Origin of the sequence: Azorhizobium oxalatiphilum (genome assembly GCF_014635325.1) — a bacterium.
In the GTDB taxonomy this organism is placed as follows: domain Bacteria; phylum Pseudomonadota; class Alphaproteobacteria; order Rhizobiales; family Xanthobacteraceae; genus Azorhizobium; species Azorhizobium oxalatiphilum.
This window is the reverse complement of record NZ_BMCT01000001.1, coordinates 1,585,974-1,604,851: the sequence shown is the minus strand read 5'-3', so window position 1 is coordinate 1,604,851 and position 18,878 is coordinate 1,585,974. Positions and strand designations below refer to the sequence as shown.

The window sequence follows — 18,878 nt, the reverse complement described above, 5'->3', positions numbered from 1 at the left end:
CGGCAGGACTGGAATACTAAGGCAGCCTTGGTATTTTCCTTCAGCATGCGCCCGGCCGCAAGTGGCATGCCGCATGACCCATACGTCGGCCATGCACGCGGAGCGGGCAATCACCACATTCTCGCCATACCCCGCCCTGCCCTGAATGGTTTGCCTTTGAACTGACATGCCGCCTGCACTAGCTTGCGGAACATTCCTTTCGGCCCCGCGCCCTCTCCGCGCGCAGGGCTGCGCTGAAACGCCCGCATGAGCGGGCTACAGGACACGCTCTTGGCCAAACGCCCCCCTTCGCCAAAACGCTCTTCCTCCCGCGGGCCCTACAGGTCCCAGCAGCCCAAGGCTGCGTTTGTCCCCACCGGCGTGCTGCCGGGCAAGGAAGAAGTGCTGGCCTTCATCGCCTCGCAGGACGGCAAGGTGAGCAAGCGCGACATCGCCCGCGCCTTCGGCCTTGGCACCGGCCAGAAGATCGAACTGAAGGCCATGCTGCGCGACCTGAAGGATGAAGGCGCCGTGGAAGGCCGCCGCCGCAAGGTCCATGTGGCCGGCACCCTGCCGAGCGTGGTGCTCGCCGATGTCACCGGCCGCGACAGCGACGGCGAACTCCTCGCCACGCCCACCGAATGGGACAGCGAGGAGCATGGTGACGCCCCCGTCATCCTGCTGCATATCCCCGAGAAGCTGCGTGGCCCCGCCCCCGGCCTGTCGGACCGCATCCTCGTGCGGGTGGAGAAGGACGACCCGGCCGAGGGCGTCGCCTATACGGGCCGCGTCATCAAGGTGCTGGAAAAGGCGCGCAAGCAGCAGCTCGGCGTGTTCCGCGCCCTGCCCAATGGCGGCGGCGGACGCATCATTCCCATCGACAAGAAGAATCTCGGCCGCGAGCTGCAGGTGCCGCCCGGCGCGGAGAATGACGCGCAGGATGGCGATCTCGTCTCCGTGGAGATGATGCACCAGCGCGTGTTCGGCCTGCCCACCGCCCGCGTGAAGGACCGCCTCGGTTCGCTGGCGTCAGAGAAGGCCATCAGTCTGGTGGCGATCCACGCCCATGGCATTCCCAACGCTTTCCCCGCCCGGGTGATCGCCGAGGCGGAGGCTGCCCAGCCGGCCACGCCCAAGGATCGCGAGGACTGGCGCAAGCTGCCTCTCCTCACCATCGACCCGCCCGACGCCAAGGATCACGACGACGCCGTGCATGCGGTGGCCGATGATGATCCGGACAATGACGGCGGTTTCATCGTCACAGTCGCCATCGCCGACGTGGCGGCCTATGTGCGGCCGGGCTCGGCGCTGGATCGCGAGGCGCTGCTGCGCGGCAATTCGGTCTATTTCCCCGACCGCGTCGTGCCCATGCTGCCGGAGCGCATCTCCAACGACCTTTGCTCCCTGCGCCCGCAGGAGGACCGCGCCGCGCTCGCCGTGCGCATGGTCATCGGCAAGGACGGACGCAAGCGCAGCCACACCTTCCACCGCATCCTGATGCGCTCGGCAGCCAAGCTCGCCTATGCGCAGGCCCAGGCCGCCATCGACGGGCAATCCGACGACACCACCGCCCCGCTGCTGGACGGCGTGCTGCGCCCGCTCTATGCGGCCTATGCCTGCGTGAAGCAGGCTCGCGATGCCCGCCAGCCGCTGGAGCTGGACCTGCCCGAGCGGAAAATCCTGCTGAAGGAGGACGGCACGGTGGATCGCGTCATCGTCCCGCCCCGGCTCGACGCCCACCGCCTGATCGAGGAATTCATGATCCTCGCCAATGTGGCGGCCGCCGAGACGCTGGAGCAGAAGAAGGTTCCGCTCATCTTCCGTGTCCATGACGGCCCGACGCTGGCAAAGCTCTCGGCCCTGCGCGAATTTCTCGTCACGCTCGACATCACGCTTCCCAAGACCGATCAGGTCCGGCCCTCGCATTTCAACCGCATCCTCGCGACGGCCGAGAACACGGACGCCGCGCCGCTGGTCAATCAGGTGATCCTGCGCAGCCAGTCGCAGGCGGAATATTCGCCTGAGAACTATGGGCATTTCGGCCTGAACCTGCGCCGCTACGCCCATTTCACCTCGCCCATCCGCCGCTATGCGGACCTCGTGGTGCATCGCGGCCTCGTGCGCACGCTCACCGGCGGCCCCGATGCCTTGCCCGAGAACGTGACCGTGGACGCGCTGGCGGAGATCGCCGCCGACATCTCCGCTACCGAGCGCCGCGCCATGGCTGCCGAGCGCGAGACCGTGGACAGGCTCATCGCCCACCATCTGGCCGACCAGTTGGGTGCCACCTTCAGTGCACGCGTCACCGGGGCCACCCGCGCCGGCCTGTTCGTCTCGCTGGATGAGACCGGGGCGGACGGCTTCGTGCCCGCCTCCACGCTGGGAGCGGATTATTACCGTTTCGATGAGGCGCGGCAGGCGCTGGTGGGAGATCGCACCGGCGAAATGCACCGCATCGGCGACCGGGTTGAGGTCAAGCTGGTGGAAGCCGCCCCGGTTGCGGGCGCACTCAGGTTTGAACTTCTCTCGGAAGGCACCTATGTGGGGAAGGCGCGCGGCAAATCCGTCAGCACGCGCTCCCGCGGGCCGGCCAAATCCGGCGCCTTCAAACCCGGTTCCGGAAAGTTCCGGAGCGCCAGCGGGCTCGGGCGCGGAAAGCCGCCGGGCGAGGACAATGCCCCCGGCACCTCCGACAGCGGGCCGGGGCGGACGAAACTTTCAAGGACCGCAAGGTCCGGCAAGAGTCGCAAACGGTAATCAAGAGTCGCAAACGGTAATTGGGCCGCAACGGTGAGGGGACGCGAGCGCTGATGACAGGACGCACCGAAACCCGCCGGGAACGCGATCTGGCGCCCGCCATGCGGCGCGGCGCCCGTGGTCGCTGTCCCCATTGCGGGGAAGGTGCGCTGTTCACGCGCTATCTGAAGGTGGCGGACCATTGCCCCGCCTGCGGCGAGGCCCTCTATCACCACCGCGCCGACGATGCCCCGCCTTATGTCACCATCCTGCTGGTGGGCCACATCGTCGTTCCGCTGCTGGTCATGGTCGAGGAGAGCTACCGGCCCGAGGTCTGGGTGCATATCGCGCTCTGGATGCCGCTGGCATTGATTCTCAGCTTGTCCCTGCTGCCCATCACCAAGGGCGCGCTCATCGGCCTGCAATGGGCGCTGCGCATGCATGGTTTCGATCCCCGCAGCCCGGAATACGAACCGCTCCCGCCCGGCACCGCGCCAGAAAAGATCCCCGCCACCCCATGACCGAAACCTCGCCAGAGCTCACCGCGCTTTTGCCGGACGGCACCGCCCCGCGCGCGCAGACACCCAACCTGCGGCCGCGCGATGCTGCCTCGCTGATTCTCGTGGATCGCAGCCGCAAGGCGCCACGCGTGCTCATGGGCCGACGCCATCCCGGCCATCGGTTCATGCCCGACGTCTTCGTCTTTCCCGGCGGACGGGTCGAAGCCAGTGACCGCGCCATGCCGGTCTTCGGCATGCTGGACGGCGACAGCGAGCGCCGGCTGATGACCCGCGTCCAGCGGCCCTCGCCGCTGCGCGCCCGCGCACTGGCTGCCGCTGCCATCCGCGAGACCTTTGAGGAAACCGGGCTGATGCTCGGTACCACCGAGGCCGGGCCGCCGGATGTCCCCAGCGAAGACTGGCAGGCTTTCGCCACCCATGGGGTCTATCCCAACCTGGAATCGCTCACCTTCATGATGCGGGCCATCACTCCGCCCCGGCGCATCAAGCGCTTCGACACGCGTTTCTTCCTCGCGGACGTCTCCGAGGTCGCTGCGCGGGTGGAGGGCGTGGCCGGGCCGGATGCGGAGCTGGTGGAACTGCGCTGGCTGACGCTTCCTGAAACGGAGAAGCTGGAGCTGCCCAACATCACCCGCATCGCGTTGCGGGAGCTGGCGGCCCGGCTGGAGGCCCGCATGCCCCGGCGGCTGCCGGTCCCCTTCTACACCATGCGCCACGGCACGCACGTGCGCGCCGAGCTGGACTGAGGCAGCCCATGCCTGTGTCCCGCCCCTGTCCGGCCGCGTGCCTGCACGCCCGCCCCCCGATGATGTCAGAGCCGGTGCGCGCCGGCCGGAGTTCCTGAGGTTTTCATGCATTCACCCGAGCCGGTCATCTCGCGCGCCGACCGCACCCTCTCCATTGCCGCCGCCATCGCCGCCGTATCCGTGGTGGGCGTCGGCATCAGCCTGTCCATCCCGCTGCTGGCGCTGGAGCTGGAAGGCCGTGGTATCGCCAACACCTGGATCGGCATCAATACGGCGGTGGCAGGCATCGCCACCATCTTCACTGCGCCGTTCGTACCGCTGCTGGTCCGCAAGCTGGGCGTGCGCGGCGTGCTCAGCCTGTCCATCGTCATCACGGCGCTGAGCCTGCTGGCCTTCAAGGCCATCCCCTCCTTCGCCATGTGGTTCCCGCTGCGCTTCGTGTTCGGCGCCGCCTTGTGCGTGCTGTTCGCAGTGAGCGAGTTCTGGATCAATGCCGTCGCCTCCCCCAAGCGACGGGGGCTGATGATGGGCCTCTACGCCACAGGCCTCTCAGTCGGCGCCGCCATGGGGCCGGTGATTCTGGGGCTGACCGGATCGCGCGGCTGGGAGCCCTATGTGGCCGGCGCAGTGGTGATGTCTCTGGGCATCATTCCCATCCTGATCGCCCATGGCGTGACGCCGAAGATCCACGAGGAAGACCATCACCACGTGCTCGGCTTTGTGCGCCGCTCGCCCATCGCCACGCTGGCCGCCCTCATGTTCGGCGCGGTGGAGACGGCTGTCCTGAGCTTCCTGCCCCTTTATGGCGTGCGCCTTGGCCTCACAGAAACATCGGCCTCGCTGCTGCTGACCATCGCCGTGCTCGGCAACGTCGCCTTCCAGATTCCGCTCGGCCTGCTCAGCGACAAGATCGATCGCCGGTATCTGCTGCTGTTCTGCGCCGGATTCGGCACCCTGGGCGCCGCCGTGCTGCCCTTCATCCCGGTGGAGAGTCTCGCCTTCAAGGTGGCGGTGTTCCTCGCCACGGGAATCGTCGGCAGCATCTACACGGTAGGCTTGGCCCATCTGGGCGAGCGATTCCGTGGAGCCGACCTTGCGGCAGCCAATGCGGCTTTCGTGATGCTCTATTCCATCGGCCTCATCATCGGCCCGCCTTTGGTGGGCTTCGGCATGGATGCCTATAATCCATATGGCTTTGCCTTCGTGGTCGCGGGCATGCTCGGCGTCTATGTGGCGGTGGTGGTTGCCTGCATTGTCCGCTCCGAGATGCGGGAAGGCTTGACAAGCAAGGGCTGATGAGAGAATTTCCGCGTCCACGAGCCGCCGTACCGGCAGCGCGTACGTAATTCTTTTACCGCAGGTTCGCCCGGTCGGCCTGCCCGCCGGAATGGCATCAAGGATCGATCATGGCCAAGGCTGCAACCATCAAGATCAAGCTTCTGTCCAGCGCGGACACGGGCGTGTTCTACGTCACCAAGAAGAACTCCCGTACCAAGACGGAGAAGCTGGTGATGAAGAAGTATGACCCCGTCGCCAAGAAGCACGTCGAATTCCGCGAGACCAAGATCAAGTGATCTGAACCGCGATTCGGTTTGTGACCGACTGAAAGGCGCCTTCTCCGGAAGGCGCCTTTTTCTTTGCCTGAGAGCCTCCGGCGGGCGGTGCGGTACACACGCAAAAAGGCCGCTGCCCGGACGGGAGCAACGGTTTCATTCAGCAACGATGAGAGAGATGAGGTGGCCGGCGGTGGACGGACGGGGAGGCCTCCCGTGATCGTCCACCCGCCGGCCGAACCCCACGGACCCAGGAGATGCGGCGGACCTGAGCACTCCGTAGGGTTGGAAGAGGAAGCGAGGCACCTTCAGCATTTCTGCCTTCAGGAACCATTCAGCTTCCATGTTTCCATACAGCCAAGGCTATCCCATGGGCGGGAGAATGCAAAGAGGCCGCACCGGCACAAGATCGAATCATACACGGCCAAAAGAACTTAGAGCCGGCTAGCCGCCGGTGTATTGCTTCACGGTCTCCAGGAACTTGGCCACCGAGATAGGCTTGGAGAGATAGGCCTCGCAGCCGCCGGCACGGATTCGCTCCTCGTCGCCCTTCATGGCGAAGGCCGTGACCGCCACCACCGGGATGGCCTTCAGCTCCTCGTCCGCCTTCAGCCATTTTGTGACTTCGAGACCGGAAACCTCCGGGAGCTGGATATCCATGAGGATGAGGTCGGGCTTGTGGGCACGGGCGAGGTCCATGGCCTCGATGCCGTTGCGCGTCTCCACCGTCTGGTAGCCGTGCGCCTCCAGAAGGTCGTGGAAGAGCTTCATGTTGAGCTCGTTGTCTTCCACGATCATGACCGTCTTCGGCATCTGTCCTCATCCCCAGCGCATCTGTCCGGCGTCTCATTGCCGCTTCGCACACGCGAGCGGATCGGACATGATGGGACTAGCTAGAGCCCAATCGTTGCGGAAGCGCAAATGCCCATCAAGGAACGTCCCGCCGAACGCGCGCGGGCGGACGACATCGCCCTTCAGGCCCTCACCTTCCTCGCCGGCGATGCCGAGCGGATCGCCGGCTTCCTGGAGGCCACGGGCCTTGATCCCAGCGGGCTTCGCGATGCCGTGAAGCGCGCGGACTTCGGCGCCGGCGTGCTCGCCTATCTGCTCTCCGACGAGCCGCTGCTGCTGGTGTTCTGCGCCCACGCCAGCGTTGAGCCCGCCACAGTGTCCCGGGCTCACGACCTGCTCAGCCCGCCCGTAGACCCCGACTCAGTGGTACGCCGGGCGCACTGACGCCAGAGGGATGCCGATCCCATGTCCTCACCCGGCTTCTGCCGCGACTGCCTGACGGATGCCGGAAACGGTCCCCGCTGCGTCGCCTGTGGCAGCCCGCGTCTTGTCCGGCACCCCAAGGTCGATTCCCTGAGCGTCGCACATGTGGATTGCGACGCCTTCTACGCAGCCGTGGAGAAGCGGGACAATCCGGACCTGCGCGATGTGCCCGTCATCATCGGCGGCGGCACGCGGGGCGTGGTGTCCACCGCCTGCTACATCGCCCGCATCTCCGGTGTGCGTTCGGCCATGCCCATGTTCAAGGCCAGGGCGCTGTGCCCGCAGGCGGTGATCATCAAGCCCAACATGGCGAAATACGTCGCCGTAGGCCGCGAGATCCGGGCCAGGATGCAGCAGCTCACCCCGCTGGTGGAGCCACTTTCCATCGACGAGGCCTTTCTCGACCTCACCGGCACCGAGCGCCTGCACGGTCTTTCCCCCGCCCGCGTGCTGGCCCGCTTCGCTGCCGAGGTGGAGCGGGAAGTGGGCATCACGGTCTCGGTGGGGCTGGCGGCGAACAAGTTCCTCGCCAAGACCGCCTCCGAGCTGGACAAGCCACGTGGCTATTCCGTGCTGGGCCTTGAGGAGGCTCCTGCCTTCCTCGCGCCCCGTCCTGTCACCTTCATCTGGGGCGTGGGGCCCGCCTTCGGCGCCAAGCTGGCGCGGGATGGCTTCCATGTGATCGCCGACCTGCAGCGGGCGGATGAAAAGGACCTCGCCCGACGCTATGGCGCGGAGGGCCTGCGCCTTTATCGGCTCGCGCGTGGACTCGATTCACGCATCGTCTCGCCGGATCGCGAGGCCAAGAGCGTCTCGACCGAAACCACCTTCAACACCGACATCCGCGACCTGCGTCCGCTGGAGCAGACGCTCTATGCCTTGTGCGAGAAGGTCTGCGCCCGCATGAAGGCGGCGGACCTCTCGGGCCGCTCGGTGACGCTGAAGCTGAAGACGGCTGACTTCCGCCTGCGCACCCGCTCGCGCGGGCTCGACAACCCGACGCATCTCGCCGCCCGCCTCTATGCCACCGCCCACGAACTGCTGCTGAAGGAGGTGGACGGCACGCCCTTCCGCCTCATCGGCGTCGGTCTGTCCGATCTCTCGCCGGGCAGCGACGCGGACCCGGTGGACCTCGTGGACACCTCCACCCAGCGCCTCAAGGCCACCGAGAGCGCCATGGACGCAGTGCGCGCCAAATTCGGCGCCGCGGCACTCAAGCGCGGCATCCTGCTGGATGGGCCTACACGTGGAAAACCCGAGCGCTCGGGGCGCTGAAGGCGCTCAGCCCACCTCGGCCACGTCCTTCAGCCGCAGCCCCACACGGGTCTCGCCCTGCCAGTGCTCCAGCTCCAGATGGCCGGCCACGTGCACGCTCCGCCCGCGAGCGCCAAGAATGGCGCGTCCCAGCGGTTCCTCGGCGCAGCGGAAAGCAATGGCCTTCAGCGAGGTGCCGTCGCCCGCCGTCAGGCGTGCCCGCACATGGCCGTTGCCGAAGCTCTCCGCATAGGTGAGGCGATGGGAGGGGAAGGCGAACACCGGCTCGGGATTGCCCGCGCCATAAGGCCCGGCGCGCGCCACCTGCTCCAGCAGATAGGGCGTGGCGCCGCTGGCGGTGAGCGCGCCGTCGATGATCAGCTCGCCCTCTCCGCCCGCACGCTCCACGGCGGGCGAGAGCTGGTCTTCCAGATAGGCGCGCAGATCACCGAGACGATGACGCTCCACGGTGAGGCCCGCCGCCATGGCATGGCCCCCGCCCTTGACCAGAAGGCCCGCCTCCACCGCGCCGCGCACCGCGCGGCCGATGTCCACGCCGGGAATGGAACGGCCCGAGCCGGTGCCGGTGTCGCCCATGAAGGCGATGGCGAAAGCCGGACGGGAGAAACGCTCCTTGAGGCGCGAGGCGACGAGGCCGACCACGCCGGGATGCCAGCCGTTGCCGCTGACCACCACCGTGGATGCACCCGTGCCGTCAATGCCCAGCGCCGCCTGCGCTTCCGCCTCGGCGGTGGCGAGGATGCCCTGCTCCACCGCCTGCCGCTCGCCATTCAGGCGGTCCAGCTCGGCGGCGATGGCTTTCGCCTCGGCGGGGTCATCGGTGAGCAGCAGCCGCGTGCCGAGCGTCGCATCGCCGATGCGCCCGCCCGCATTGATGCGTGGACCGAGCAGGAAGCCGAGATGCCAGGGGCGTGGCGGCCCGTCGAGGCGGGCGCAGTCCATGAGCGCGGTCAGGCCCGGCCGCACGCGGCGGCGCATGGCGATGAGCCCCTTGGTGACGAAGGCGCGGTTCAGCCCCTTCAAAGGCACCACGTCCGCCACCGTGCCCAGCGCCACGAGATCCAGCAGGGCCAGCAGGTCCGGCGCCGGGCGCTCGGAGGTCCAATGGCCGATCTCGCGCAGCTTGCGGAGCAGGCCCACCATGGTGACGAAGACGATGCCCGCCGCGCAGAGATGGCCGAGATGCGAGAGGTCGTCCTCCCGGTTCGGGTTCACGATGGCATTGGCGTCGGGCAGGTGCTCGCCCGCCTGATGGTGGTCAAGAACCACCACGTCCATGCCGAGCCGGCGGGCGGCGGCCAGAGGTTCCATGCTGGTGGTGCCGCAATCCACCGTCACCAGGAGCGTCACGCCCTTCGCCGCCAGTTGCTCGATGGCGCCGACATTGGGCCCGTAGCCCTCGAAGATGCGGTCGGGGATGTGGAAGAAGGGATCGAGCCCTGCCGCCCGCAGCACGCTCACCAGCAGCGCGGTGGAGGTGGCGCCGTCCACGTCATAGTCGCCGAACACTGCGACCTGCTCGCCTTTGGTGACGGCGGCAGCCATGCGCTCCACTGCGCTGCCCATGTCGGTCAGCGTATCCGGATCGGGCAGCAAGGTCTTGATGGAGGGGTCGAGATAGGCCGGAACCTCGTCCAGATCCACATTCCGGCCGGCAAGGATTCGGGCCAGCAGGTCCGGCACATTGTGCCGCTGGGTGATGGCAAGGGCGGCCTGCGAGGCACGCATGTCCAGCCGGTCGCGCCAGATGCGGCCGGTGGCCGAGCGGGACACGGACAGGAAAGGTCGATTCGTCGGCATCATGTTCACGCGGGCCATGAAGCCCAAGGCATATGCCTGCGTCGAGCGGAAACGTCGCCCCACCCTAAGGTCAGCTGGCTGCGATCAGCCTTCCAGCCCGAACTTCCGGGGATCGCTGTGCCGGGTGGAGATGCGGCGCACGGTACCGGACGCCGCCCGCATCAGCAGCGTGTCGGTCTCCACCAACCCGCGGCTGAAACGAACACCGTGCAGCAGGGGGCCATCGGTCACGCCGGTGGCGGCCATCAGGCAATCGCCGGCCACCATGTCGGACAGGTCATAGATCCGGCCCGGATCGCGGATGCCCAGCTTGCGCGCAAGGCCGCGCTTGTCATCCGTGTCGAGGATCAGACGCCCCTGCATCTGTCCGCCCATGCAGCGCAGCGCAGCCGCGGCAAGCACGCCCTCCGCTGCCCCACCCGTGCCGAGATAGATGTCCACGCCGCTGTCGCGCGGATTGGTGGTGTGGATCACGCCCGCCACGTCGCCATCGGTGATCAGCTTCACCGATGCTCCGATCGCGCGCACAGCCGCGATCAGGCCCGCATGGCGCGGCCGGTCCAGCACGAGCGCGGTGATGTCGCTGGTGGAAACGCCCTTGGCCTCGGCCAGCGCGCGGATGTTGTCTTCCGGCTTGACCCGCAGGGAGATGACATCCTTGGGATAGCCGGGGCCGATGGCCACCTTGTCCATATAGACCGGCGGCACCTGAAGCAGGGAGCCGGGCGCGGCCAGCACCATGACCGCCATGGAGCCGGGCATGTTCTTGGCGCAGAGGGTCGCGCCCTCCAGCGCATCGGCGGCGATATCCACCGCGTCGCCGCCCCCGCCCACGGTCTCGCCGATATAGAGGTGCGACACGTCACCTTCGACGCCCGCGCCGATGACCACCCGGCCACTGACCGACATCTGGCCAAGCTCGGCATAGGCAGCGGAAGTCGCCGCCTCCTCGGCCGATTGCTCATCACCGCGGCCGCGCCAGACCGCCGCCGCCACCGCCGCCCGCTCGGTCACGCGGACCATTTCCAGGGCATGGCGACGATCAAGCTGCTGCGGCACGGGCGCGGCGGTCATGGGGTCAGTCCTTTTCGATGCGGATGACTTGCGGCTGGCCGACGATCACGCCATCCGCCTCGATGGCCGCCATCACGCGGCGCACTGCATCTTCCGTGGTGGCATAGGTGATGAGGATCACCGCCACATCGTTCGGCTCCACGCCTGCCGCCCGCTGCGGCCGACGCTGCACGATGGATTCGAGCGAGATGCCCTCCTCCGCCATGCGCCGCGCGATGGTGGCCGCCGTGCCCGGCTTGTTCACCGCCGCAACCCGGATGTAATAGCCGCCCTCGTGGCGCTGCATGGGCGCGCGCTGCGCCGGCTGCAACGCCGCCACCGGCAGGCCGAAGGCGAAGCCGCCATTGCCCCGCGCCACGTCGATGAGATCGCCCACCACCGCCGAGGCCGTGGCCGCACCGCCGGCACCGGGGCCGACCAGCGTGAGGTTCACCGCATCGCCATTCACCGCCACCGCATTGGTGACGCCGGACACCTGTGCGATCGGCCAGTGCTTGGGCACCATGGTGGGATGCACGCGCTGCTCGATGCCTTCCTCGGTGCGCACGGCGACGCCCAGCAGCTTCACCTTGAAGCCCAGTTCGTCGGCTGCTTCCAGATCGGCCAGCGTCAGCGAGCGGATGCCCTCCACATAGATGGCGTCCGCATCGACCTTGGTGCCGAAGGCAAGGCTGGTGAGCAGCGCCAGTTTGTGGGCGGTGTCGAAGCCGTCGATGTCGAAAGTGGGATCGGCTTCCGCATAGCCGAGGCGCTGGGCATCGGCGAGGCACGCGTCGAAGGCGATCTTCTCATCCGCCATACGGGTGAGGATGTAATTGCAGGTGCCGTTGAGGATGCCGGAAACCCGCTCGATGCGGTTGCCGCCCAGCGCCTCGCGCAGAGTCTTCACGATGGGGATGCCGCCCGCCACCGCCGCCTCGAAATGCAGCGTGGCATTGGAGGCTTCACCCACCTGCGCCAGTTCCACGCCATGGTGGGCCAGCAGCGCCTTGTTGGCCGTGACCACGGGACGACCGGCGGCCAGCGCGGCAGCAACCGCCGCCTTGGCGGGATCGCCATCGCCGCCCATCAGTTCGACGAAGACGTCGATGTCGGGATCCCTGGCGAGCGCAACCGGATCGTCGTGCCAGCGCACGCCGGAGAGGTCGATGCCCCGGTCCTTGCCCTTGGAGCGGGCGGAAACGGCGACCACCTTCACGCTGCGGCCTGTGCGGGCCTCGATCTCGGCGGCCTGGCGCTCAAGCATCTGGACCACGGCGACGCCGACCGTGCCGAGGCCAGCCAGTCCAACTTTCAATTGGCTCATGGAACGAACGGATGTCCTGTTGAGAGGCCGCCACCCGGACGGATGGCGGCGAAGTGTCAGCCTCCGGAGCCGGCTCCGGCTCCACGACGTTCTCTGGCGATCAGCGGGAGGCCGTGAGCGGCACCACGTTGTGCAGCGTATGACCCGCCTGCTCGAAGAAGCGGCGAATGTTGCGCGCCGCCTGGCGGATACGCTGTTCATTCTCCACCACGGCGATGCGCACATAATCGTCGCCATGCTCGCCGAAGCCCACGCCCGGCGCGACGGCCACTTCGGCCTTCTCGATCAGCAGTTTGGCGAACTCGACGCTGCCCATGGCGCGGAACGGCTCGGGGATGGGCGCCCAGGCGAACATGGAGGCCTTGGGCACAGGCACGGTCCAGCCGGCGCGGCCGAAGCTGTCCACCATGGCATCGCGGCGATGCTTATAGGTGGCGCGCATCTCGGCGATGCACTCCTGCGGGCCGTTGAGCGCTGCGGTGGCCGCCACCTGGATCGGCGTGTAGGCGCCATAATCGAGATAGGACTTCACGCGACCGAGCGCGGCGATGAGGCGCTCGTTGCCCACCGCAAAGCCCATGCGCCAGCCGGCCATGGAATAGGTCTTGGACATGGAGGTGAACTCCACCGTCACGTCCATGGCGCCCGGCACCTGCAGCACGGAGGGCGGCGGGTCGTTGTCGTCGAAATAGAGCTCGGCATAGGCCAGATCCGACAGGACGATGAGGTCGTGCTTCTTCGCGAAGGCCACCACGTCCTTGTAGAAATCGAGGCTCGCCACCGTCGCCGTGGGGTTGGACGGATAGCAGATCACCACCGCGATGGGCTTCGGAATGGAGTGCTGCACCGCGCGTTCCATCGCATGGAAGAACTGCGCGTCCGGCTCCACCGGCACCGAGCGGATGACGCCACCGGCCATCAGGAAGCCGAAGGCATGGATGGGATAGGACGGGTTCGGGGCCAGAATCACATCCCCCGGCGCGGTGATGGCCTGCGCCATGTTGGCGAAGCCTTCCTTCGAGCCCAGCGTCGCCACGACCTGCGTGTCGGGGTTCAGCTTCACGCCGAAGCGGCGCTCGTAATAGGCCGCCTGCGCCCGGCGCAGGCCCGGAATACCCTTGGAAGCCGAATAACGGTCGGTGCGCGGCTTGCCGATGGTCTCTTTCAGCTTCTCGATCACGTGCGCAGGCGCGTCGAGATCGGGATTGCCCATGCCGAGATCGATGATGTCGACGCCGTTGTTACGGGCGGCGGCCTTCACACGGTTCACCTGCTCGAAGACGTAGGGGGGCAGCCGGCGAATGCGGTGAAAGTCTGTCATGACACGAAGCTCCAACAGCCGCGCTTCATCCTCCCGGCGCGGCGGACGGCTCTTTTAGCACTCTTCGGTGAATCAAAAACCATCTATTGCGGCAGATTTGCCGCAAGGCAGGGCAGCCGTGCCCGATCGGTGCGCACAAGGCGCGACGCAGTGTCTCAGACGCCCTTTTCGATGGCCTGCTCGACGCTCTTGCCATTGTCCTTGGACAGACCTTCCAGCTGCTGCTGCAGCTTGGTCTGATCGGCAGGAGACAGCGTGGGCCGGCGTTTCACCTCGGGAGCGCCGATGGTGATGTAGTTGGCGGGCTCGACCTTGGGCACATCGGGTACCTTGGGATCGAGGAAGGCCATGGGAGAATCGCCCGCGCAGCCCGCCAGTGACAGGGCAGCGCCCAGCACGAGGACAGCCGCCCGCATACGCGCCCCAACCGCGCTGCCGGTGCGAAACTCAGTGATCCGAAGGCGCTCCGCGCCCTGTTGTGGCCTCATGCCTATCCCAATCTCGAAACTCGACGGTTCCGCCGCCCGTCAGCCACTCGCCCCCGCTCGATACCCATTCTAATATGTCCGCAACCGGTGACAAACCAGATCCACCGGACACACGATCATATAGAGACGGAATCGCCTTAAGGAATTCCCATGCCAGCGCCGCGTGACGTCACCACCGAAGAACGCCCCGCTTCCGTGAACATGGAGGCCTTCGCACAGAATCTCGCCCGGCTGGTCGAGGAAGGCGGAAAGGCCGCTGCGGCATATATGCAGCCGCGAGAGGACGGCAAGGCCGAGGACATGGCCGACGATATCGCCGATGCCATGAAGACCTTCGGCGAGGTCGCCAACTACTGGATGTCCGATCCCAAGCGCTCCTTCCAGGCGCAGTCCCGCCTGATGACCGGCTATTTCACGGTCTGGGCCGGCGCCCTTCAGAAGCTCTCGGGCGAGAAGGCCGAGCCTGCCGCCGCCGGGAATGCGAAGGATCCGCGCTTCAAGGATCCGGAGTGGGACAGCCCCTTCTTCGATGCCCTGAAGCAGATGTACCTCGTCACCACCCAGTGGGCCGAAGCCATGGTGCAGGAGACCGAAGGGCTCGATCCGCACGTGAAGCACAAGGCGGAATTCCTCGTCCGCCAGCTCGCGAACGCCATCTCGCCATCCAACTTCGTGATGACAAATCCGGAGCTGATCCGCGAGACCATCGCCTCCAGCGGTGACAATCTGGTGCGCGGCATGAAGAACTTCGCCGAGGACCTCATGGAGGGCAATGGCGACCTGAGGATTCGCCAGACCGACATGTCCGCCTTCGAAGTGGGCCGGAACCTGGCTCTGAGCCCCGGCAAGGTGATCTTCGAGACCGAGCTGATGCAGCTCATCCAGTATTCGCCCTCCACCGAGAGCGTGAAGAAGATCCCGGTGCTGATCGTGCCGCCCTGGATCAACAAGTTCTATATTCTCGACCTCAACCCGGAAAAGTCCTTCATCAAGTGGCTGGTGGACAGCGGACTGACCGTGTTCGTCATCTCCTGGGTCAATCCCGACGCGCGGCTCGCCGAGAAGGGGTTCGACGATTACATGCGCGAGGGCATCTTCGCCGCCCTAGACACCGTGAAGTCCGTCACCGGCGAGGAGCAGGCCCACACCGTCGGCTATTGCGTCGGCGGCACCCTGCTGGCGGTCACGCTGGCCTATATGGCCGCGACGGGCGACAACCGCGTGGCCAGCAGCACCTTCCTCACCACACAGATCGACTTCACCCATGCGGGCGATCTGAAAGTGTTCGTGGACGAGGGGCAACTCGCGGTGATCGAACGCCGCATGAAAGAGACTGGCTATCTCGAAGGCAAGAAGATGGCCGATGCCTTCAACATGCTGCGGTCGAACGATCTGATCTGGCCCTATGTGGTCAACAATTATCTGAAGGGCAAACAGCCTTTCCCGTTCGACCTGCTCTACTGGAACGCTGATTCCACCCGCATGCCGGCGGCGAACCACTCCTATTATCTGCGCAACTGCTACTTGCAGAACAACATCGCCAAGGGGCTGGCCGAGCTGGCGGGCGTGAAGATCGACGTCAGCAAGGTGAACGTGCCGGTCTATTCACTGGCCACCCGCGAGGATCACATCGCGCCACCGAATTCCGCATATATCGGGGCCGGCCTGCTCGGCGGACCCGTGCGGTTCGTGCTGGCGGGGTCCGGCCACATCGCCGGCGTGGTGAACCATCCCGGCAAGCAGAAGTACCAGTACTGGACCGGCGGCGACGTGGTCGGCAACTATGACGCCTGGGTCGAGGCCGCGCAGGAGCACAAGGGCTCGTGGTGGCCGGATTGGCTGGAGTGGTTCTCCGCTTTGCATCAGGAGGAGGTGCCCGCCCGCCCGGTAGGCAACAACCTCTATCCGCCCATCGAGGACGCACCCGGCCGCTACGTGCGCGAGCGCTCGTAGCGCCTTGAAGGAGGCGGGGACGCCTCTGATTCTTTGTTGAAAGTCGTACGGCTTGGATGGCAGCGCAATCCAAGCCGTACGTGCGTCTAGGACGCGCGCTGCAGCAGGTGCGCGCGGTGCGGCTGCAACAAGGCAAAGCCCGCCTCGGCCGGCTCGCTGACCTCAGCGATGATCGCAGCCACGCTTTCTGCTTCGCGCTCTGCGATACCGGCGCGCGCGGGGTCCACTTCCACCACCTTCTTCAGAAAGGCGTCGGCTGAGGGAAAGCTGCGCCGATCCTCATATTCCGCCTTTCTGAGCAGCGTCAGCGCGCCCGCATCCAGCGCCTCGGAGATTGCGTCCTGCGCCTGGGCGCGGATTTCCGTTTCATCATCCACGAGCCGCACGGCGGCGAAGAACGATCCTTCCGCCAGCGGCTCGATGACGAGCAGCGGTCCTGCGCTCACCCGCGCCGCCTCGCGCAGCGCCGCCCCCATGAGCGGGCCCGGCACGTGGTGCAAAGCGTTCAGGATCACCACCGCATCGAAGGCACCATCCGCATAGGGCAGGCTTTCCGCCCCAGCCTGCACAAAGGTCCCCTCGGGGACGGCAGCGCGCGCCGCCTCGACGGCCGCCTGCTGGGGATCCACGCCCGTCACCCGCCCGCCCTGCCGGGCCAGCGCCCGGGCCAGCGCACCGTGGCCGCAGCCGACATCGAGAATCCGCTTGCCGCTGATCGGCCCGATCTGATCCTCGATCACCGAAAAGGTCGTCCGCACGTCACGGGTCATCCGAGGCTTCCTCCTTGCGTCTTCATTGGCTCTCCCTCGCAGGGCTTGCGATCAAGCAAGCTCAGGATCGGCGAACTGTCCACCTCGTATCCTCCCCGAGGAGGCTGGCAGCATGGATGTACAGCCGTGAGCGGATCATGACATGATCCGGCGGCCAGTTGCCGGAGAGCGGCAGACTGGCGCCCGCCAGCCGGCCCCTACCCGGAAAGCCCATGAGCGACGCCCTGCACACCGACCGTCTCGTCGTCCTGTTCGTCCCCGGCAACCGCCCGGAGCGGTTTGGCAAGGCGCTCGCCGCCGGAGCCGATGCCGTCATCATTGATCTGGAAGATGCGGTCGCCGCCACGGAAAAGGCGGCAGCGCGGGCTGCCATCAGCGCCAACTGGCCGCGCGAGGGGCGGTTGCTGATGCGGATCAACGGCCGGGCAACGCCCTTTTTCGCCGATGATCTGGCGCTGGCGCGAGAGCTCCGGCCCGCGGGCATCATGCTGCCGAAGACCGAACATGCGGAATGCATCTCGGCTGTTCATGCCGCCGTTCCGGGCGTGCCGGTAATCGCACTCATCGAAACCGCTCTGGGCCTTGCCAATGCGCGGGCGATCGCCGCCACCCATGGCGTGGTGCGTCTGGCCTTCGGCTCCATCGATTTTTGCGCGGACCTCGGCATCGCACACACCCGCGAGGCTTTGCTGATGGCCCGCTCCGAACTGATGCTGGCCTCCCGCCTCGCCGGACGCGCCGGCCCCCTCGATGGCGTGACGACCTCGATTTCCGATGCCGTCGCGGCACAGGAGGATGCGGCCTATGCCGCCAGCCTTGGCTTCACCGGCAAGCTCTGCATCCATCCCAACCAGATCACTCCCGTGATCCGCGGCTTCGCCCCGGGCGCGGATGAGATCGCATGGGCGCGCCGCATCCTTGAGGCCATGGACGCAGGCGCCGGCGCACTTCAGGTGGATGGCATGATGGTGGATGCCCCCGTGCGCATCCGGGCGGAAGGCATCCTCAAGCGTGCCGCCGCCCTTCCCGACGCCTGAAGATATCGGGCACGACCCGGCTACGCGCGAACAGGTACAGGCCCCTTTCATGCGCCGCATAGCCCGAGCGAGCCTGTTCGCCGCCTTGATCCTGATGCTGGTGGTCGGGGCCAATGTCGGCGCCGGCCTGCTGGTGGAACAGGCCCATCCCCCCATCGGACGCTTCATCGAGCGATCAGGCGTGCGGCTGCATTATGTGGAGGGCGGCCAGGGCACACCGGTCGTGCTCCTGCACGGGAACGGCGCCATGGTCGAGGACATGCTGTCCAGCGGGCTCATGGCAGACGCCAGCCGCCGCTACCATGTGTTCGCCTTCGACCGACCCGGCTTCGGCCACAGCACCCGCCCCGGCGGCCAGGACTGGACGCCAGCCGAACAGGCGCGGCTGCTGCGCGAGGCGCTGGCGGGACTGGGCATCCGCCGCGCCATCATCGTCGGCCACTCGTGGGGGGCGCTCGTTGCGGCCACCATGGCACTGCAGGAGCCACAGTCCGTGGCCGGGCTGGTTCTGGTGGCAGGCTATTTCTATCCCGATCCCCGGCCTGACGTGCACATGGCTGAGCTCACGTCCGGGGCTGGTGTGGATGTGGCGGCGAACTACACGTTGATCCCTGCCCTGTCCTGGCTGCTCTGGCCGCAGGTGATGGACGTGGTCTTCGGACCGGAGGCCGTGCCCGCGAAGTTTGAAGGGTTTCCGCGCGCCATGGCGCTGCGTCCGTGGCAGCTAGAAGCGGCCACGGAGGAGGTGGCCATGCTGCCGGACGCGACCGCGCGCAACGCAGAGCTCTACGGCACTCTCTCCATGCCCGTTTCCATCGTCGTGGGCACGGCAGATCGGCTGATCGACCCTGCCGCGCATTCCCTTCCTCTGCACGCACAAATCAAGGGAAGCAGCCTGCATCTGGTCGCCGGCGGCGGCCATATGGTGCACCAGACGGCGACATCCACGGTGATGGAGGCGATCGACGAAGTGGCGCAGGCAGCGTCAACGCACTGAAGCTCTTCCCCAAACGCAGAAAGGCGGCCCGGAGGCCGCCTTTTGCA

17 protein-coding genes are annotated in these 18,878 nt (G+C 66.8%); 10 read left to right on the top strand and 7 right to left on the bottom strand.

What is annotated here, in order from left to right; all coding sequences use genetic code 11:
- Window positions 1-270 precede the first annotated feature (270 nt).
- The 5 genes from rnr (at window position 271) to rpmG (ending at window position 5,556) form a co-directional block, all read left to right on the top strand.
- Window positions 271-2,736, top strand: coding sequence for a ribonuclease R (gene rnr, locus IEW24_RS07130; RefSeq protein WP_373870014.1), 2,466 nt, complete (start codon window positions 271-273; stop codon window positions 2,734-2,736).
- Between the two features lie 53 nt (window positions 2,737-2,789).
- Window positions 2,790-3,236, top strand: coding sequence for a DUF983 domain-containing protein (locus IEW24_RS07125; protein ID WP_188576686.1), 447 nt, complete (start codon window positions 2,790-2,792; stop codon window positions 3,234-3,236).
- Entirely contained in the window at window positions 3,233-3,982 is a 750-nt protein-coding gene (locus tag IEW24_RS07120) for an NUDIX hydrolase (RefSeq protein WP_188576684.1), read from the top strand. The genes IEW24_RS07125 and IEW24_RS07120 overlap by 4 nt, the downstream gene beginning before the upstream one ends.
- Before the next feature lie 105 nt (window positions 3,983-4,087).
- Entirely contained in the window at window positions 4,088-5,278 is a 1,191-nt protein-coding gene (locus IEW24_RS07115) for an MFS transporter (RefSeq protein WP_188576682.1), read from the top strand.
- Window positions 5,279-5,388: 110 nt separating this feature from the next.
- Window positions 5,389-5,556: a 50S ribosomal protein L33 gene (rpmG, locus tag IEW24_RS07110; RefSeq protein WP_188576680.1), complete on the top strand. Its 168-nt coding sequence runs from the start codon at window positions 5,389-5,391 to the stop codon at window positions 5,554-5,556.
- 423 nt (window positions 5,557-5,979) lie between these two features.
- On the opposite strand, the gene IEW24_RS07105 is transcribed toward rpmG, so the two are convergent.
- Window positions 5,980-6,348: a response regulator gene (locus IEW24_RS07105; protein ID WP_188576678.1), complete on the bottom strand. Its 369-nt coding sequence runs from the start codon at window positions 6,346-6,348 to the stop codon at window positions 5,980-5,982.
- A gap of 108 nt (window positions 6,349-6,456) precedes the next feature.
- On the opposite strand from IEW24_RS07105, the gene IEW24_RS07100 reads away from it, so the two are divergent.
- Window positions 6,457-6,771: a DUF3572 domain-containing protein gene (locus tag IEW24_RS07100; protein ID WP_188576676.1), complete on the top strand. Its 315-nt coding sequence runs from the start codon at window positions 6,457-6,459 to the stop codon at window positions 6,769-6,771.
- Between the two features lie 21 nt (window positions 6,772-6,792).
- Window positions 6,793-8,085: a DNA polymerase IV gene (locus IEW24_RS07095; protein ID WP_188576674.1), complete on the top strand. Its 1,293-nt coding sequence runs from the start codon at window positions 6,793-6,795 to the stop codon at window positions 8,083-8,085.
- 6 nt (window positions 8,086-8,091) lie between these two features.
- Here IEW24_RS07095 and recJ read toward each other — a convergent pair whose 3' ends face one another.
- From recJ to IEW24_RS07070, 5 genes are all read right to left on the bottom strand, one after another.
- Window positions 8,092-9,888: a single-stranded-DNA-specific exonuclease RecJ gene (gene recJ, locus IEW24_RS07090; protein ID WP_244644202.1), complete on the bottom strand. Its 1,797-nt coding sequence runs from the start codon at window positions 9,886-9,888 to the stop codon at window positions 8,092-8,094.
- A gap of 81 nt (window positions 9,889-9,969) precedes the next feature.
- Window positions 9,970-10,959 (bottom strand): class II fructose-bisphosphatase, encoded by a 990-nt coding sequence (gene glpX / locus IEW24_RS07085; protein WP_188576671.1) that lies wholly within the window; start codon window positions 10,957-10,959, stop codon window positions 9,970-9,972.
- A 4-nt stretch (window positions 10,960-10,963) separates the two neighbouring features.
- Window positions 10,964-12,265, bottom strand: coding sequence for a homoserine dehydrogenase (locus IEW24_RS07080; RefSeq protein ID WP_188576669.1), 1,302 nt, complete (start codon window positions 12,263-12,265; stop codon window positions 10,964-10,966).
- Between the two features lie 100 nt (window positions 12,266-12,365).
- A complete protein-coding gene (locus tag IEW24_RS07075; protein ID WP_188576667.1) occupies window positions 12,366-13,586 on the bottom strand; it encodes an LL-diaminopimelate aminotransferase in 1,221 nt (406 codons plus the stop codon).
- Window positions 13,587-13,741: 155 nt separating this feature from the next.
- Complete coding sequence (locus tag IEW24_RS07070; protein WP_188576665.1) at window positions 13,742-14,074, bottom strand: hypothetical protein; 333 nt, start codon at window positions 14,072-14,074, stop codon at window positions 13,742-13,744.
- Between the two features lie 150 nt (window positions 14,075-14,224).
- Here IEW24_RS07070 and IEW24_RS07065 point away from each other — a divergent pair, with 150 nt between their 5' ends.
- Window positions 14,225-16,027 (top strand): class I poly(R)-hydroxyalkanoic acid synthase, encoded by a 1,803-nt coding sequence (locus tag IEW24_RS07065; protein ID WP_244644201.1) that lies wholly within the window; start codon window positions 14,225-14,227, stop codon window positions 16,025-16,027.
- Window positions 16,028-16,113: 86 nt separating this feature from the next.
- Here the strand turns inward: IEW24_RS07065 and IEW24_RS07060 are convergent, their stop codons facing one another.
- Entirely contained in the window at window positions 16,114-16,797 is a 684-nt protein-coding gene (locus IEW24_RS07060) for a class I SAM-dependent methyltransferase (RefSeq protein ID WP_188576663.1), read from the bottom strand.
- 212 nt (window positions 16,798-17,009) lie between these two features.
- On the opposite strand from IEW24_RS07060, the gene IEW24_RS07055 reads away from it, so the two are divergent.
- Window positions 17,010-17,834: an HpcH/HpaI aldolase/citrate lyase family protein gene (locus IEW24_RS07055; RefSeq protein WP_188576661.1), complete on the top strand. Its 825-nt coding sequence runs from the start codon at window positions 17,010-17,012 to the stop codon at window positions 17,832-17,834.
- Window positions 17,835-17,883: 49 nt separating this feature from the next.
- Window positions 17,884-18,831 carry an alpha/beta fold hydrolase gene (locus tag IEW24_RS07050; protein ID WP_188576659.1) on the top strand — a complete coding sequence of 316 codons (948 nt, stop codon included), beginning with the start codon at window positions 17,884-17,886 and terminating at the stop codon, window positions 18,829-18,831.
- Window positions 18,832-18,878: the final 47 nt, after the last annotated feature.

Excerpts from the sequence above, each read along its gene's own strand:
- IEW24_RS07050 (WP_188576659.1), top strand. The coding sequence starts at position 17,884 with ATGCGCCGCATAGCCCGAGCGAGCCTGTTCGCCGCCTTGATCCTGATG.
- rpmG (WP_188576680.1), top strand. The coding sequence starts at position 5,389 with ATGGCCAAGGCTGCAACCATCAAGATCAAGCTTCTGTCCAGCGCGGAC.
- recJ (WP_244644202.1), bottom strand. The coding sequence starts at position 9,888 with ATGATGCCGACGAATCGACCTTTCCTGTCCGTGTCCCGCTCGGCCACC.
- IEW24_RS07115 (WP_188576682.1), top strand. The coding sequence starts at position 4,088 with ATGCATTCACCCGAGCCGGTCATCTCGCGCGCCGACCGCACCCTCTCC.
- IEW24_RS07105 (WP_188576678.1), bottom strand. The coding sequence starts at position 6,348 with ATGCCGAAGACGGTCATGATCGTGGAAGACAACGAGCTCAACATGAAG.
- IEW24_RS07120 (WP_188576684.1), top strand. The coding sequence starts at position 3,233 with ATGACCGAAACCTCGCCAGAGCTCACCGCGCTTTTGCCGGACGGCACC.
- IEW24_RS07065 (WP_244644201.1), top strand. The coding sequence starts at position 14,225 with ATGCCAGCGCCGCGTGACGTCACCACCGAAGAACGCCCCGCTTCCGTG.
- IEW24_RS07080 (WP_188576669.1), bottom strand. The coding sequence starts at position 12,265 with ATGAGCCAATTGAAAGTTGGACTGGCTGGCCTCGGCACGGTCGGCGTC.
- glpX (WP_188576671.1), bottom strand. The coding sequence starts at position 10,959 with ATGACCGCCGCGCCCGTGCCGCAGCAGCTTGATCGTCGCCATGCCCTG.
- IEW24_RS07055 (WP_188576661.1), top strand. The coding sequence starts at position 17,010 with ATGAGCGACGCCCTGCACACCGACCGTCTCGTCGTCCTGTTCGTCCCC.
- IEW24_RS07070 (WP_188576665.1), bottom strand. The coding sequence starts at position 14,074 with ATGAGGCCACAACAGGGCGCGGAGCGCCTTCGGATCACTGAGTTTCGC.
- IEW24_RS07095 (WP_188576674.1), top strand. The coding sequence starts at position 6,793 with ATGTCCTCACCCGGCTTCTGCCGCGACTGCCTGACGGATGCCGGAAAC.
- IEW24_RS07100 (WP_188576676.1), top strand. The coding sequence starts at position 6,457 with ATGCCCATCAAGGAACGTCCCGCCGAACGCGCGCGGGCGGACGACATC.
- IEW24_RS07060 (WP_188576663.1), bottom strand. The coding sequence starts at position 16,797 with ATGACCCGTGACGTGCGGACGACCTTTTCGGTGATCGAGGATCAGATC.
- IEW24_RS07075 (WP_188576667.1), bottom strand. The coding sequence starts at position 13,586 with ATGACAGACTTTCACCGCATTCGCCGGCTGCCCCCCTACGTCTTCGAG.
- IEW24_RS07125 (WP_188576686.1), top strand. The coding sequence starts at position 2,790 with ATGACAGGACGCACCGAAACCCGCCGGGAACGCGATCTGGCGCCCGCC.